The sequence below is a fragment of the Streptococcus ruminicola genome, from assembly GCF_011387195.1.
Classification (GTDB): domain Bacteria; phylum Bacillota; class Bacilli; order Lactobacillales; family Streptococcaceae; genus Streptococcus; species Streptococcus ruminicola.
Genome location: NZ_CP046919.1, coordinates 1,723,892 through 1,739,699, shown reverse-complemented (window position 1 = coordinate 1,739,699; position 15,808 = coordinate 1,723,892). Strand labels below are relative to the sequence as shown.

The following is a 15,808-nucleotide window of genomic DNA, read 5'->3' as shown; positions in this document are numbered from 1 at the left end:
AAAGCACGAGTTAACCTCGTGCTTTTTGTATGATTTTATTTTTTATTACGTTTTTTCTTAGCTTTTTTCATTTTGTTTGCCATGCGTTTCATTGATTGTTTCATAGCAAATTCACCAATTTTACCTTTGAAGCCGCCACCCATCATTTGGCTAAGGTCCATGTCTCCACCAAGCGCTGAAAGGTCTGGCATACCGTTTCCACCCATCATGCCTTCAAGTGATGACATATCCATGCCGTTTGGCATATTTTTAGGAAGATTATTTGGATTGATACCCATTTTCTTCATCATTTTTTCCATGTCACCAGACATGACACCTTGCATCATTTGTTTTGCTTGGTTGAAATCTTTGATGAATTTATTGACGTCAACAAAGCTGTTACCTGAACCAGCTGCAATACGACGACGGCGGCTAGGTGTTAGCAAATCAGGATTTTCACGTTCTTCAGGTGTCATTGATGACACGATAGCACGTTTACGAGCGACAGCTTTTTCATCAACTTTAAAGTTTTTAAGTGCAGGGTTATTAGCCATGCCAGGAATCATTTTAAGAAGATCTTCCATTGGTCCCATATTTTGCACTTGGTCAAGTTGCTCGATGAAATCGTTAAAGTCAAAGGTGTTCTCACGCATTTTTTCAGCGAGTTCCATTGAACGTTTTTCATCGTATTCTTGACTTGCTTTTTCAATCAGTGTGAGCAAATCACCCATGCCGAGGATACGGCTTGACATACGGTCTGGGTGGAATGTTTCGATATCAGTGATTTTTTCACCAGTACCAGTGAATTTGATCGGTTTACCAGTGATTTCGCGGATAGAAAGCGCCGCACCACCACGTGTATCACCATCAATCTTAGTCAAGACAACCCCTGTGATATCCAATTGTTTGTTGAATTCGTCAGCGACATTGGCAGCTTCTTGACCAATCATGCTATCAACAACCAAAAGAATTTCATTTGGTTTAGCGAGAGCTTTAACATCACGAAGTTCTTGCATCAAAGCTTCATCAATTTGCAGACGACCGGCTGTATCGATGATAACGTAATCGTTGTGGTTTTCTTTAGCTTGTGCAAGACCGTTTGTTACGATTTCAACGGCTGAATGGTCAGTTCCCATATCAAAGACTGGAACGTTGATTTGGCTACCAAGAGTCTTCAATTGGTCGATGGCTGCTGGACGATAGATATCAGCCGCAATCATCATTGGACGTGCTTTTTCTTCTTTAATCAGCTTGTTAGCCAATTTACCAGCAAATGTTGTTTTACCAGCACCTTGAAGACCGACCATCATAATGATTGTAGGAATTTTAGGTGATTTTTCAAGCTCAGCTGTTTCAGAACCAAGGATTTCTGTTAATTCTTCGTTAACGATTTTAACGATTTGTTGTGTTGGGTCAAGTGTATCAATGATTTCGTGACCAACTGCACGTTCGCGAACGCGTTTGATAAATGTTTTAACGACTGGCAAAGCAACGTCGGCTTCAAGCAAAGCCAAACGAATCTCTTTGGTTACTTCTTGAACATCTTTTTCAGATAGCTTTTTCTTTCCACGAATATTTTTAAAAACCCCTTGCAGGCGTTCTGTCAAACTTTCAAAAGCCATAATAAATTCTCCTACCTAAATCTATAAATTATCAATTATCTGTAAATTAATCTCGGTTATCAATACTGCTCAAAATCGCAATTTTTTCTTTCAAAAAGTCATCTGATGGGTATTTATCCAAAATCTCATCAAAAATCTGACTACGAACAATATAGTCCGAATACATGTGTAGCTTCATCTCATAAGCTTCTAAAATCTTTTCAGTTCGTTTGATATTGTCATAAACTGCTTGACGGCTAACACCAAATTCCTCAGCAATCTCAGCCAAGCTATAGTCATCCGCATAATACAGTTCAATATAATTCATCTGCTTGTCCGTTAACAAAGCAGCATAAAACTCAAAAAGAGCATTCATACGATTGGTTTTTTCAATTTCCATAGCCTTTATTTTACCATATTTTGCCTGATTTTAATAGTCAGAATTGGTTAATCACACCCAATAAGTCACAAAAAGCGTAAGCGATATCAGTTTAGAAGCAAAAATTAGTGTAACTTTCTCTAAAATGATACAATAAAGCAAGGTTGAGACTGAGTTTAAATCGGTGACGATTTATCCAAAGAGTGCATTTGAACTAGGTAGAGGTGCTGCCGCCTTGATTTTTTAAAGGAAAATCCCCGAGGGTTCTCTACCTTTTTTATATTTGATGACAAAAGAGAGCAAGTTTTCTTGCTCTCTTATTTTTAATTATTCTCCAAATAAAATTCAAAGCGGTCGCCAACATACTGACTGTGTACGTACTCAAATGGACGTCCATCTGAGAAATATGACACCTGAGTCAAGGCAAGCACCGCATGATTTTTAGGCACTTTAAGATAATTAGCCACGCGCTCACTCGCATTTTTAGCATAAATGGTTTGCTGACTCTTACCAATCTCATAACCATTATCCGTCAAAGTCTGGAAGAAATGCTCCGTGATATCCTCACGCTTAAACTCACGAATCAACTTCTCTGGGATTGACGCCACCTCAAAAACTAAAGGCACATTATCCGCATAACGCACGCGCTCCATACGAACCACATAATCACTAGGTTTCAGTTGCAACTGCTGAATCTCTGTTTCATTGGCAGGCTTACGCTGATAAGAAACCACCTGAGATGACGGGGTCTTGCCTTGCGAACGCACAATCTCTGTGAAACTCGTTGTCCCGCGCATCTTCTCTTGCACACGATGACTCGCCACATAAGTCCCGCTACCCACACGGCGCTCAAGAATCCCTTCTTCCACCAAAAGCGTAATCGCCTGACGAAGCGTCATACGACTCACCTCGTAGTCATCCGCCAAATCACGCTCACTCGGCAAACGCTGACCAATCTCCCAAAAACCATCGTCAATCTTTTTCTTTAACGCATCATGAATTCTAATATACGCTGGAATCATAACCTCTACTCCCGTTCTGTTCTAAATAACTTAGCTCTATTTTAGCATAAAATCAAGGAAGTTTTTAGTCACGGTATCATTTCTTTTGGAAAATGGCGGGACAACGAAGGGAGAATTTGCTGACGCTGGGGAATTGGGGAAGGAGATAATAAAAAAGTACTAAACTAGTAGTTAGTACTTTTCTTTTAAACTTAAAGCTATTACTTCTTCTTTCAATCGTTTAACGTCCTCAACTGTTGTTTGCTCCTTCAATCATGTTTGTACTCAAAGCATACCAAATTTTTCTATCATCTGAAACCATATCGATAATATTTTCCAAATAATTTCTCTGTTTGGCAAATTATTAAACATTAATTGTAGAATGTTTAATATCACAGGATATACCCCTCGATTTCCTAAAACTCCTAAAATTAGAATAATAAGTGATATGATAACTGATATAGTATAAATAGGGTATCGCTCATATATTTTATGTTGACATTTCTCACCGTTATTTTTTTCTAAGCAACCACAAGATCTTAGTTCACGGCCTGTTAATCGAGCTGTTGCAGCAAAGGCCATGAATACAACGCTAAAGAGGACAAATGATGATGCACCTACAAAAATAAAAATTTTACTAACACTGGTTGTAGTTAATTTACCTCCCAAAGCTCCAAGTTGTGAGACACCACCGAATACTGCAAAAATGATAGAGGCAAAAATCCCCAGCACTGATATTATTTCAACATTGAGACTTTTAAATTTTTCCTCAAAATCTTTTGATTTTGTTTCAAAATCTTTTGATTTTGTTTCAAAATCTTTAGTAATCTTTGAAAGGTCTATTTTTGCACTTTCAATTTGTTCGAGTAACTCTTTTAATTCTCGCTCTTGACTTTCGTATAAATTACTATATTGAATATTGATAAGTGACGTATGTTCAATGATTTTATGTAAAACTACAAGAGAGCCTGCACTAAATGAACAATCAGTATTATTTTGCTCAAATTTGTGAATCAAATCCCTTAACGATTGTTTTGATGCTTCAATATAATCCGAAAGAGATGAGATATCTGATTCATCATCATTCTTACTATTACTTTTCAAATCAATCACTAACTGACTAATCCTAGAATAATCAACATGTGAAATATGAGAATTAGTTAATTCAACAGCAAGATTTTCTAAGTCTGTCGTTATTTCGCTTCTATATCGAGAATCATCACGAACTTGTATATTAGAAATTTTTAAGCGACTAATTAAATCGCTTTCTTTTGCCCCCTCCTTTTCAATGTCTTCAACAACTGTTTTTGTAAAATTTTTTAAAAAGTTTCCATAATTTACAAAAAACTCACTTAATATTTTTTCGTCTAAATTATTTTTTAACTGCTGTATTTCTTCCATATTCTAAATTAAATATCTTCCAACTCGTATGCTACATCGCTTCTATATCCATTTATACTAGGACTATTCTTTTGCCAAAATTCAATATTATGCGATAAGTTGACAAGTTTAAAAACACTAATAGATAAAAGATTTACAATATTGTCGTTCCATTTTTTGTATTCATCCTCTTGAGAAAAGATTCCTGTTATAGGATCTGAACCGAACTTTTTGTATTTATCATAAATTTCAGGAATTACTGGACCATATTTCCAAACATAGAACTTTTTATCATATAATTTTTTTAGCTCATCGTCATTTTCACTTTTTTCAAGTCTTGCTAATCTAATTGTAAAATACATAACCTTTTGCAATTGTAAATTTGTTATTGAGAGGTTTTTTTCTTGCGCTACGGCTATAATATGATTTGCTAATTTTTCCATAGACATAAGAATGAGTCTCCTTTGTATGAAATAACGCAGGTAAAAATACCCGCGTCCTTATAAGCATTATATATCAATCAGACTCTATATTCAAATGTTTTTTTAATTTTTTTGAATATATAAGATTTGTTTTATTCGTAATAGTGTGTTAAGAGCGAATAGTATCAACTCTTTGTTTTATTCTCTGAATCTCCTCACCTGTTAAGTCTAAAACAGCAAACAGTTGACTATCTACATCATTAGAAAAATCAATTAATTTTTGTGAATCACTATAGTCAAGTAAATCAGGCACCAATTTAGCTAATGATGAAAGATTTTCATCAGTTAATAAGAAAGCAAATCGAATAAAATATGAGCTTACATACTTGTAGAAGTTTTGAGCTTCTACTTCTGTATCAAATGCCTTCAGTGCTAATCGACTTCTTCCAAATGCAGTATGTGGTTCTAAAATTGCTAACTGATTATCCCTCTTCTGACCACCAGCATTAGCACTAGAAACAACAACTTTGTATTTATCAATCAATTCTCTACGAACCTTAATAACATCACGATTAGCAACAAACCATGTAGCTCTACCAGCTTTTCCGGCTTTATCATTAGCCAATAATTTTATCTGTGTACTCTTATCGATTTTTTGACCAGTATAAAGCTCTACCTTATCAGGATTCATCTCAACAAAATTACTTTCAATTTGGAAAAGTTTTTGATTAATTGTTGAAGACGATGATAAATAATCTAAATTATTATCAATTACGAATTTATTGATTTTATTTACAATTGATTCATCAATTGGGTATATGATAAAAGTTTGTTCACCAGGATTCTTTCTTTTGGTTTCTATAAAACTTCCATTTTCAGCAAGAACATAGTCAAATCCATTTATTTCCTTAGAATAATCCTTATGTACTACTGAAATCCCATCAGAAATTGAAACATCTCCAAATACATCATTCGCATTAGGATAATAAATTAAATGACTAAGCTGAGGGCTATTAATTAGTTTAGTTCCAAATTCTTGCATTCCTCGTCCAGATTGTTGCATCCATCTTCCACCAGGATAAATTAAAACAGAATGATTTGGCTTCAACTCATCTGATAATTGTTGGAACAAATGAAATACATTATTAACCCGCTGCTGATGACCAGCTCTCATTACTTTATCTGTAGCACTTTCCTGATATGGAGGGTTTCCGATTACGACGTCAAATTTCACTTGATTGAATGCCTCCTCTACTTTTTGTTTGCCTTCTTCGATATCATTTTTAAGAATATCTGTAAGGTCTTCGATGTATTTTACGTTTGTCTTATAATCACGATATCCTGTCAATGTGCGTTCGGTAATTGTTTTTGCCATTGGTGTTTTCGCAACAGCATAAACATTATTAGCTAAGATATCTTGATAGACTTTATCTGCTTCAAAGTGACTATCATCGTTTGCCACGACTTTTTGATAGTACAAGCTAATAGCTGCATGGAGCGGATAGAGTCCTGTTTTTGAGTTAATATCTAAGATTTTAGTTTCTGGATGATAAATCTCACTTGTGATATCTTTTTCTACCCAATGAAGGTTAGAAGTAGCTCCGTTGGTTGTTGATGTAAAGTCATCATCGTAGAAATTAAGTCCACCAACGCTTTTTGCTGTCTGCATATTGACCACGCGCCACGGTGTCAAAACTGTTTCTTTATCAGGATTTTTAAATGACCCAAATAGCTCTGAAACTCTCTCTGCACGCTCGATAAAGTCTAGTGAGTCAAATGATTTGGCACGCTGACGAATGATACGTCCTGCCTCGATAAAGACTTCAGCATCATAATACTTCGTGATTTCACTAAACATGCCTTTAGTGAAACCTTTTGGCATGAATTCTTTCCAAGATTCATCATCGACTTTGTTAATAAAGTCTTTAATGGTGATATCCTTATCAAAATCAACTTTCATTCCGTAAATCATCATTGGAATACGGATTGACACCCCACGAAGGATAGAAATCAGTTTTTGTCTATCTTTTTTAGCTTCTTTAATCTTTTCGATAAGCGCTTTTTCTTCTTCAGTACGTTTGCGAGCTGGTTTTTTCTTAGCTTTTTCACCAGCTTCGTATTCTGGATCGGTTAAACCATTTTCATTAACAGTTATAGTATTTTTGACTTTTTGTTTTTGCGTCTTACCAACGATAGCATTCAATTTATTAAACATGCTAGCATCTTCAGCTGTTAAGGTAAGTAGTCTATCATTATAAAGGCTATCATCTTCAAATCCTGAACGCACTGCTTTTTCAGCATAAACCCTCTTAAGCTGCGTTAGCATATTGTCGACATCATAAGTCTTCATGCCAGTCTCTGAACTACCTAGGATTGGTAGGAAGTTCAAAAGATTAGTCATAGCTTGCTTTTGGTCCGAAGTATTTTTCTTACCAACACCTGTATTGATTTGAGCACTTTCTGCCATAACAGTCAAAGCACGATCTGGAGCAAAGTCAAAGATATAACAACGTTCTTTTTTACCTAGTTTTTCATGTGAGTAAGGTGTTTGTGCACGGAAGGCTGCTTGCAGATAGTTCATAGCACTATTAGTATTAGACAAGAACATAACAGCTGTCCATTGAGGGACGTTAACACCTGTTGTTAATTTACGAACAGTTAGTGTAATAGTTTTAGTTGCTGTTGGATCGTCTGTAATAGCATTTCTAACTTTTTCGATATCAGCTTCATTTGTCACGCCGTTATCTGTATAACTTCCGCGAACGACATTTACAATTTTATATTCTTTACCAAAGATAGGGTGCTCATTCAGTAAATTTTCAAAAGCATTCGCTTCTTTAACACCAGGCATAATCCAGAGGGTATGACGAAGTTCATTACGATATTCAGGCGTTGAAAATGGATAGTTTGTTTTGCTATCTTTATTTGTAATATTATCTAGAAACGCATTGACTTCTTTTTTATAGACGAGCTGCTCATTTTCATCTGTTCTGAAGAACTCTCTAAAGTTAAAGGATTTGCTTTCATCCATAAACTTCGCTTTATTCTTCATTTCAAAAGTATACATGAGCACTTTTGGCAAAGAATCATATGGATTAGGTTCATCAGGATGTTCATACTTCCATTTTGTCTTAGCTTGTTGTTCCATGGTATAGTCCCATGTATACACTTGATCTTCATCAAATTGATCTAGTAGATTAAACGGAGTACCAGAAAGCTCCAAAATCTTAGTATGTTCTTTAACAAGCTGTTTAAGAACAATATCACTAAGTTCTGTCTGTGTGCCTTCATGGGCTTCATCGATAATAATCAAGTCCCAATCAACATCAGCAAAGTCTTTTAAGTTTGTTTCACCATTGTTATAACGCAATAATTGAATCGAAGCAAAATAGATAAAAGGTTTATCACCTTTTTTCAATGAAGTAATATGAGCACCTTTGTTAACTGAACCATACTCATAGCCTGCTTCATCCATTTTTAACTTACGATAGTCTTCAAACCAAGAGTCCGATACTACAGGGCGGTGAGTCATGATAAGGACTTTTTGAAATTGCTCTTCTTTGATTAATTGTAAAGAAGTCATTGTTTTACCAAAACGCATTTTGGCATTCCAAAGCATTTTGTCTTTTTTCTTAAAGACTTTTTGAGTTTTAGCAACGGCTTCTTTTTGCTCAGGACGAAGTTCAATTCTTGTTTCAGCTTGTGGTGTTTCTTCGATAATATTTTGAAGATATTCACGTCCTTCTTTAACTGCCTTAATAGCTTGTTTAGCTGTTTCTAAGTCTGTTTCAAACCACTCATTTCCTTCAAGGTATTTAGAATGATTAATACCAGAACGAGTTAAAACTTTATGGACATCTTTATCGTGGAACCAAGTTTTAGTTGATTTCTTGTAAGCAAGTTCTACCCACCCAAGTGTATAAGGAAGACCAGAAGTTGTCATATACTGCTTAATACGCTTTGGAGCCGCTTCTCGTAAAAAGTCACTATTTGGTGACCAGTCTGCCTCTAAGTCATCTTCTGAAATAGAACCTTCGCCAATTTTATGGCTACCATCGTAAGCATTAAACAAACCATTTTCATTTTTGACGGTTTGGATATAAATGAATTTACGAGTAGCAGTACTATAAAGTTCTTGTGCTTGTGGCTCTAGAAACTGATGATACCATTCTTGACTAACATCTGGATCAACATATTTAATAACAAACCAGACCAAAATGTAAAAAATATCTTGTAAGGCATCTAAAGCATTTTCTTTTGTCGCATCTTTAGAATTAATGTTATGTGCAGAATCATTACCAAGCTGTTTTATTTTGTAAAAATAATCAACAACATTGGTATCATCAATACGATCTTTTATAAGTCTCAAGACACCATTAAAATTGGTTCTCTCAGGAATATCCATGTATTCACGGTCAGCAATTAACCAAGCTGTATTTTCGGCAATTTTTCTAACCTTAAACAAAGTTGTTTCATAATCTTCTTGAGTATAACTCTTCTCAGCCATGTTAGCTGTTGTAAACAGCTCTGCTGTATCTAAATCTATTGTTAAAAAGTCAAAATTTGACTCAACATTCATAAAACTAATCTCCTAACTTATAAACTTTTTGAATGTTTATTTCTTTAATCTCTTCTTTAGGTTCATCATCTTCATCGTCAAAATCAAATAAACTTAGCTGACCTTCAACGACACTAGTATCGTGTTCAACCTCTTCGCCAAACAGTTCTGCAAATGCAAAAGGAATTTTTTTCACCGTACTCGGATGCCCCTTTACAACCTGCCATTCATTAAACATTAGTGGCTCACCTGTCACTGGGTGTTCTTTCGTAAGAGTATTACCTCTAATGATATTTTTATGAATCAAATAGTGAGCAGATTGGTAGATGTCACTTTTGCTACTAAGTCTCTCTCCAAAATGCTTTTCATACCAGTCAAGATAATATAAAAACATCCTTGAGCGAGCAACTTCTAGATTATCCTCTAAAAATTCTATACCGTAAATCGAAGATAAGGCAACTAGTGATTTGGTTTTCCAATTTCTTTCATCGTATTGGTCGGCAACTGCTTGTAATTTTCTCTCAAGGATAGCAAGCAAAAAATTCCCATCACCAGCTGCAGGCTCTAAAAAAGTTGCTGAAACATTTTCACAAGCTTCTTTCACCCCTGGAGTGTCTAGCATTTTTTGCACCATCCAAGAAGGTGTGAAGACTTCACCATGTTTTTGAACTCTATGTTTTGATTTAATTAGCTTCTCTTCCAAAGTTTCCTCCTGAAAACGTTTCGTTGCTTTCTATTATATCACTTAAAATCAAAAAATCTTGACCATTCAAATAAAAAACTTACCTAGCTCTTTATAAAACTTGGTAAGTTATTCTTGGTTAGTCTTCACGTTCTTCCTCTTCCAGCCCCACTAACTGTCGTTGGCGTTTGTTGGATTGGTCTGCAATGTATTTCATCAATGTATTTCATCACAGTTTTAAATTCTTTTGCGGTGCCATTGTTAGATAACTCTGAAAAGCTTTCGTTATATTTATCAACTATTCTTTTTACTTCTTCCTTTGTGGTCATTGTAGTCTCCTTATCTCTCCTCACACTCCCTCGACTTCGACGCCGATTGCTAGGATGTCCTTGGTTTTGATGAGGTGGTAGTGGGATTTTGTTTTGATGATGATTTCTTGTGGGGTGATTTCGGTGATTTTGCCTCTGAGTTGTTGGCTGTGGTCTTTGTCTTTTGCGGTTGTAAAAACACCAGTGAGGTGGCTGGTGTAGAGTTGGCTTAGGAGAAGGGCTTTTTGGTCTTTAGTAAGGTTGGTGTGTAGGAGTTCTTTGGTTTTGTCAGCTTTTAGTGAGCTGGTGTGTTCTGATAAGAAAAAGCCCATCCATTTTTCCATGCCTCTGTCGTAGTGCTCACGCGCCGCTTGAAATGGTAAATAACTGCGGTCAATCATCTTAACTTAATCCATCCAATCCTCCTGCTGAATGCCCTCCGACCAATTTGCTGCGCTCTAAACTGCGTGAGGCTTCCTGCAGAGCATTAGCCTTTTGAATAGTTGTAAAGCCAAACTGATCACGAATAGCATCAATAGCTGATTGGAGCCTTTCTTCTTTTTCTATTTTTTCAATGTCATCAAATAAGGAAAACGTAGTGTACGATTCATCGACTAAGCCTGAATAAGATACCGCGATATGTCTGACAGCACCCGAATCATATTTTTTGCGCAGCAAAGTTAAAACGTGCTCAGTCAGTTGCTTGGTGTTATTGCTAGGCTCGATTTTCATTTGCGCCTGAATGCGGTGCTTTTTCTCTTGCTTTGAAAAGCCGACATAAATCGACACATTTGTCGCCTTCTTGTGAGCTCTTCTCAGGCGAATGGCAACCTGCTCTGCCATTTCCCTAAAAACTAACTCGATATCGGCCTTCTTACGATAATCGCGTGGTAAAACCTGAGAATTGCCAATACTCTTAGACTTAGGCTTGTAGGGCTGGTGAACGTTGCTTTCATCAATGCCGTTAGCATGAAAGAAGAGGTCAACCCCCACGATACCAAGCTCTTTCTTGAGAATATCGGGATTGAAATTAGCAAGTTCTTTGATGGTAAAAATGCCAAGCTTATTAAGACGCTTTTCCATACGGCTGCCAATCCCCCAAAAGTCAGTCATCTTAGGAATCGCCCAAACCTTAGTCTCGACGTCCTCATAAGACCAATTGGCACGCATGTTCTGATTGTGCTTGGCTTCGTTATCAAGGGCAAGCTTTGCAAGCAATGGATTGGCATTTGACATGCCAACCGTTGAGTAGATGCCTGTCTTTTGCCAAATTTCTCGCTGAATCATGGCAGAAACCTTATCCAGCTTTTCTTTCTTACCTAGGGTCTTGTCAGGGATAAAATAGTTCAGCGACGAGGTCAAATCAATAAAGCCTTCATCAATAGAGTAAGGCAAAATGTCCTCAATGCTACCGTAATTCTGGAAAATATGCTGGATTTCCAGGTTTTTCTCGATGTAACGGCTCATTCTCGGTGGCACAATCCAAGTCGCCTTTGCCCAATTTTCGATGTAAGCGACATATTCAGGCGTCGTTGGTAAACCTTGACGTTTGGCATTGTAATAAGAAAACTTACGCGTGTGCACATCAAACGGCAAATCATAAGCACGGCTGACATTTGACGTTCCAAAAACTTTCTTGAACGTCGGTGAAGATGCCAAAATCAAGCCACTGGCATTTTCAGCACGGCTCATGACGCAAAGCGAAGTTTTTAACGGGTGCAAACCACGGTCGACACATTCCACGCTGGCATAAAATGATTTCATATCCACAAAAGCGATGTCTGCGCGTGGCTCCCGTGAATAATCAAAATACCCCATCTAAGCCTCCATGGTAATCAGGATAGAATCATTGACTAAAAAGGCATATGGTGAGAGTTCGCTGTCTTGATTTTCTGGTAAATAAACTCTTGAAAACCGCTGATGCATGACAGATTCCGCAAAATCATCCATATCAAAAATTTCGACCTTGCTATCAGGAGCTAAGTCATATGAATCTAAATCTAAAATATCTTTTAATCGCATCTTATCCTCCTATGATTGGTATAAAACTTCCAACGATTTTCCCGACAATACGCGGATTTTCATCGTATGGTGCAAATTTATCGGCGTAATCTTTGTTAATCGATACTAGGCGTAGCCCATTTTCCTCGCGGTAAACTTTTTTGATATAAGTCTGTGAATTCCAAACAACGGCGTAAACCGCGCCGTCATAATCAAAACCAGTGTCACGAATGAGAGCTACTGAGCCATTATGATAAGTCGGTTCCATAGAATCCCCATCAATCCACGAGGCAAAATCATGCGCCAACTCTTTATCAAAATAAACTGTATCGTAATCCATATCATCATAGACATTAGCACCGATACCAGCTGACAAACGTTCGTAAACCTTGTAGGCAAAACGTGGTTCTTGAACCATAGTAACCACCTTACGCTGCTGTTCAAGTAAATCTTGAACATAAGTCAAAGCTTTATCCTGATTTTGGTCAGTTAATTGCTTATAAAGAGTCGCAATCTCAAGCTCAGAAAAATAGCCGTGCGACACTTGCAAAAGCTCTTCTAACTTAGCCAAGTTAGCTTTTGTTGGCTTTGCCGTACCTTTTTCCCAAGCAAAATAAGACTGCTTAGAAATCCCAAGCTCCTTCGCTAGTTCTGTCTGCTTCAAACCAAGCTCCAAACGACGATTTTTTAACTTTTCAGGATAATACATCAAACTCACCTCTTTTATCGCATTTTGTAAAGATAAACTGATTTGTTTTCAAAAAGTCAGTTATACAACTGACTTTATTATATAAAAAAAGTGGATCATTGTCCACTTTGACATGTAGATGAAGTTGCAAAGATTATTACCAATTTTTCCATTAAATCTGGATGTTTAGCAGAAAAAAAAGCGAACCTAGGCCCGCTTAGATTTTTTTATCATTATTTATCGATATCCATTTCACGAAGTTGTTCAATGACAGCCTCAAATGGAACACCTGCTTGCAGTAAAGAGGCTGCTGTATAAGCCCCTTCAACGAGAGGAACTTTACACATAAGGATGTTCTTTTCAGACAATTCCCCAACCATTTCTAGATTCATCTTTGAAGAGCCAAAATCAAAGAATCCTAGCAAGGTATCTGCAGCGTTGTTATCGACAGTTTCTTTGATTTGTTGGAAACTTGTTCCGATTCTACCATCTTCAGTTCCACCAGAAAATGTAATTGGAACATCTGTTGCCACTTGTGAGATTAAATCTACGACACCCTGAGCAATATCTTTTGAGTGTGACACAATAACAATACCAGTTTTTTTAGACATAATCTTTTTCCTCCGCTTCTAATAGTGCTTTAAACAATAAACCAGATGAATATGAACCAGGATCGACAAGCCCAAGTGAACCATCTGCAGCATATGCATGACGTCCCTTTTTAGCTCTCAAAAGAGCTGTCTTTAGAATATACTCATCAATACGCTCTGGTGTTAGCTGATGATTTTTCAAATCTTCTACTACAGGCGCCCAGACATCAACCATAGTTTTATCATCGATTTCTGCTCGACCACGCCTTTGAATCATGACCAAACCTTCTTTGATATCATGGTAAAGCGAGTCATCTGCTTCTTCAGCCCTTGCCATTCCTAAAAATGCTGAGCCATACAACGTTCCAGACACACCACCGACTTTTGTCAAAAGAAGCATCCCCGTTTCTGTAAACAAATCAACTGTCGATGCAAATTCTTTTGGTTCAACGGCATTGACAACAGCCTTCATACCACGCAACATATTTTCACCATGGTCTCCATCTCCTCCCATCGTTGAGTCCAATTCAGCTAAAACAGCTACATTTTCTTGGATTTTTTCGTAGAACAAGATGAGCCACCTTTTTGCAGTCTCTAATTTCATATAAAACACTCCTTTTATCATCCTAAACACTGCTAAAAGAAAGCGGTATCATAGAAACCTTTTTCTTCATTATAAAACTTTTTAATCAAAAGGTCTCACATAAAGTCGTAAAACGGCCTATTTTTTTGACAATTTGTCAATTTTGGTGAAAACAGCTTATTTAATGGTATTCATCCATTTTCTACTGCGGAACATAAAGACTGACACGATAAAACGGAACAATTCCTCTTGCGATAGAATAAAATAAACCCAAACAATTGGAAGTTTAAGAACCAGTCCCGTAAAGAGCCCTAAAGGCACACCAATACACCATGTACCCAAAATATCGATAATCATGATGTACTTGGTTCTCCCACCACTTCGGATAACACCACCACCCAAAATCATATTTTGAACTTTAACCGGTGCTAAAATCGCAAAAGTCAACAAGAGTTGTGATCCGACTTGTCTAACATCAGGACCAACATTATATAAGTCAATGTAGAGATTTTCACCCAGAACCAAGAAGATTGATAAGATGAGAGAGCCTACAAAACCATAAAAGCACAAACGTTTCGAATCCTGATAAGCTCGTTCGTAATCATGCTCACCAAGCCTGCGTCCGATTAAAATTCCCGCCGCTTGTGACAAGCCAGACAAAGCCCCAATAAATAGCCCCTGAATGGGACCAGTTAGAGACATCCCAGCAAGCTCGCTCGTTCCCATGTGCCCATAAATGTAGGTATTGACATTTTGCCCCAAAGTCCAAAGCAACTCATTAACCACAATAGGCGTTAGCATGATGAGGTACTGACTAATCTCTGAAGCCTTCATCCGCAAATCAAAGCTAAATTGACAAGTTCTATGGTAAAAATAAACCATCAAAGCCAGATTCACTACTTGAGACATTAAGCTAGCTAGCGCTGCCCCCTTGATTCCCATGGCAGGAAAACCAAAATGACCAAAAATCAAGAGATAATTTAAGCAGGTATTGACCACCGCAGCGACTGCACTGATGTAGAGCGGATACTTAGCGTAATTTCGGCAACGCAGCTGAACCGCTAAAAGTGTTGCAACCCCAGATAAAGGATAGACCCAAGCTAAGAGCTGAATATAGGGCTTAGCCGTCACCACAACTTCGGTATCCTTAGTGAAGATTCCTGCCAAAACATCAGGGAAGATTAAGCACAAGCCCATGGTAAATAAAGCCAAGCACAGCATGACTATGAGGTTAACTGACATGCTGGTATTAATCTTTTTCTGATCATTTTTTCCCATATACTGAGAAACCATGATACCTGTTACGGTCGCAATCGCTCCGCTAACAAAGGCAAAGACAAACTGTGGCTTTCCGCCAACTTCAACGGCTGCAATGGCAGTCTTTCCAAGCTGTCCGACCATTAATTGGTCAATCATTGAAAAGGATGACTGCAACATGGCTTGTAAGGCTACGGGAATGGCAATTGCCATTGCTTCTCTTAAAAAATGTTCTCTTTTTGCCATAATTTTTCTCCATCATTATTACTAAGTGCATTATATCGCAAACGCTTGCATATCACTAGTGGTCTATCTGCACAATTTTTTTGGTCATTTAAACCTAAAAAAAGCACCCTTAGCCAAATTCAGCTAAGGATAC

Annotated in this window: 14 protein-coding genes and 1 pseudogene; all 15 read right to left on the bottom strand. The window is 37.2% G+C overall.

The window, feature by feature from the left end; translation table 11 throughout:
* Positions 1–35: 35 nt before the first annotated feature.
* The 15 genes and pseudogenes from ffh to GPZ88_RS08775 all read right to left on the bottom strand — a co-directional run bounded on the left by ffh (position 36) and on the right by GPZ88_RS08775 (position 15,675).
* Complete coding sequence (gene ffh, locus GPZ88_RS08845) at positions 36–1,601, bottom strand: signal recognition particle protein (RefSeq protein WP_033152598.1); 1,566 nt, start codon at positions 1,599–1,601, stop codon at positions 36–38.
* 46 nt (positions 1,602–1,647) lie between these two features.
* The gene (locus GPZ88_RS08840) at positions 1,648–1,980 is read right to left on the bottom strand and encodes a putative DNA-binding protein (protein WP_004231629.1); all 333 of its coding nucleotides are present in this window, start codon (positions 1,978–1,980) and stop codon (positions 1,648–1,650) included.
* A gap of 302 nt (positions 1,981–2,282) precedes the next feature.
* The gene (locus tag GPZ88_RS08835; protein WP_166044135.1) at positions 2,283–2,981 is read right to left on the bottom strand and encodes a GntR family transcriptional regulator; all 699 of its coding nucleotides are present in this window, start codon (positions 2,979–2,981) and stop codon (positions 2,283–2,285) included.
* A gap of 264 nt (positions 2,982–3,245) precedes the next feature.
* Positions 3,246–4,361 (bottom strand): hypothetical protein, encoded by a 1,116-nt coding sequence (locus GPZ88_RS08830; protein WP_166044133.1) that lies wholly within the window; start codon positions 4,359–4,361, stop codon positions 3,246–3,248.
* Between the two features lie 8 nt (positions 4,362–4,369).
* Positions 4,370–4,789: a Panacea domain-containing protein gene (locus GPZ88_RS08825; protein WP_039698258.1), complete on the bottom strand. Its 420-nt coding sequence runs from the start codon at positions 4,787–4,789 to the stop codon at positions 4,370–4,372.
* Positions 4,790–4,931: 142 nt separating this feature from the next.
* Positions 4,932–9,341 carry an Eco57I restriction-modification methylase domain-containing protein gene (locus GPZ88_RS08820; RefSeq protein WP_166044130.1) on the bottom strand — a complete coding sequence of 1,470 codons (4,410 nt, stop codon included), beginning with the start codon at positions 9,339–9,341 and terminating at the stop codon, positions 4,932–4,934.
* A 4-nt stretch (positions 9,342–9,345) separates the two neighbouring features.
* Positions 9,346–10,023 (bottom strand): DNA methyltransferase family protein, encoded by a 678-nt coding sequence (locus GPZ88_RS08815; RefSeq protein WP_166044129.1) that lies wholly within the window; start codon positions 10,021–10,023, stop codon positions 9,346–9,348.
* A gap of 118 nt (positions 10,024–10,141) precedes the next feature.
* Positions 10,142–10,331 (bottom strand): annotated as a pseudogene (locus GPZ88_RS08810) (hypothetical protein).
* Between the two features lie 20 nt (positions 10,332–10,351).
* Positions 10,352–10,711 (bottom strand): hypothetical protein, encoded by a 360-nt coding sequence (locus GPZ88_RS08805; RefSeq protein WP_166044127.1) that lies wholly within the window; start codon positions 10,709–10,711, stop codon positions 10,352–10,354.
* Between the two features lies 1 nt (position 10,712).
* On the bottom strand, positions 10,713–12,128 hold the full coding sequence (locus GPZ88_RS08800; RefSeq protein WP_166044125.1) for a Y-family DNA polymerase: 1,416 nt from the start codon (positions 12,126–12,128) through the stop codon (positions 10,713–10,715).
* Positions 12,129–12,332, bottom strand: a complete 204-nt coding sequence (locus GPZ88_RS08795) for a hypothetical protein (protein WP_074563634.1) — start codon at positions 12,330–12,332, stop codon at positions 12,129–12,131.
* Position 12,333: 1 nt separating this feature from the next.
* On the bottom strand, positions 12,334–13,020 hold the full coding sequence (locus GPZ88_RS08790; RefSeq protein WP_074563632.1) for a LexA family transcriptional regulator: 687 nt from the start codon (positions 13,018–13,020) through the stop codon (positions 12,334–12,336).
* Positions 13,021–13,232: 212 nt separating this feature from the next.
* Entirely contained in the window at positions 13,233–13,610 is a 378-nt protein-coding gene (dhaM, locus tag GPZ88_RS08785) for a dihydroxyacetone kinase phosphoryl donor subunit DhaM (protein WP_074560098.1), read from the bottom strand.
* Complete coding sequence (gene dhaL, locus GPZ88_RS08780; RefSeq protein ID WP_166044123.1) at positions 13,603–14,193, bottom strand: dihydroxyacetone kinase subunit DhaL; 591 nt, start codon at positions 14,191–14,193, stop codon at positions 13,603–13,605. Before dhaL ends, dhaM begins: the two co-directional genes overlap by 8 nt.
* A 156-nt stretch (positions 14,194–14,349) precedes the next feature.
* On the bottom strand, positions 14,350–15,675 hold the full coding sequence (locus GPZ88_RS08775; RefSeq protein WP_166044121.1) for an MATE family efflux transporter: 1,326 nt from the start codon (positions 15,673–15,675) through the stop codon (positions 14,350–14,352).
* Between the last annotated feature and the right edge of the window lie 133 nt (positions 15,676–15,808).

Coding starts and splice junctions, on each gene's coding strand:
- ffh (WP_033152598.1), bottom strand. CDS start 1,601: ATGGCTTTTGAAAGTTTGACAGAACGCCTGCAAGGGGTTTTTAAAAAT.
- GPZ88_RS08840 (WP_004231629.1), bottom strand. CDS start 1,980: ATGGAAATTGAAAAAACCAATCGTATGAATGCTCTTTTTGAGTTTTAT.
- GPZ88_RS08835 (WP_166044135.1), bottom strand. CDS start 2,981: ATGATTCCAGCGTATATTAGAATTCATGATGCGTTAAAGAAAAAGATT.
- GPZ88_RS08830 (WP_166044133.1), bottom strand. CDS start 4,361: ATGGAAGAAATACAGCAGTTAAAAAATAATTTAGACGAAAAAATATTA.
- GPZ88_RS08825 (WP_039698258.1), bottom strand. CDS start 4,789: ATGTCTATGGAAAAATTAGCAAATCATATTATAGCCGTAGCGCAAGAA.
- GPZ88_RS08820 (WP_166044130.1), bottom strand. CDS start 9,341: ATGAATGTTGAGTCAAATTTTGACTTTTTAACAATAGATTTAGATACA.
- GPZ88_RS08805 (WP_166044127.1), bottom strand. CDS start 10,711: ATGATTGACCGCAGTTATTTACCATTTCAAGCGGCGCGTGAGCACTAC.
- GPZ88_RS08800 (WP_166044125.1), bottom strand. CDS start 12,128: ATGGGGTATTTTGATTATTCACGGGAGCCACGCGCAGACATCGCTTTT.
- GPZ88_RS08795 (WP_074563634.1), bottom strand. CDS start 12,332: ATGCGATTAAAAGATATTTTAGATTTAGATTCATATGACTTAGCTCCT.
- GPZ88_RS08790 (WP_074563632.1), bottom strand. CDS start 13,020: ATGTATTATCCTGAAAAGTTAAAAAATCGTCGTTTGGAGCTTGGTTTG.
- dhaM (WP_074560098.1), bottom strand. CDS start 13,610: ATGTCTAAAAAAACTGGTATTGTTATTGTGTCACACTCAAAAGATATT.
- dhaL (WP_166044123.1), bottom strand. CDS start 14,193: ATGAAATTAGAGACTGCAAAAAGGTGGCTCATCTTGTTCTACGAAAAA.
- GPZ88_RS08775 (WP_166044121.1), bottom strand. CDS start 15,675: ATGGCAAAAAGAGAACATTTTTTAAGAGAAGCAATGGCAATTGCCATT.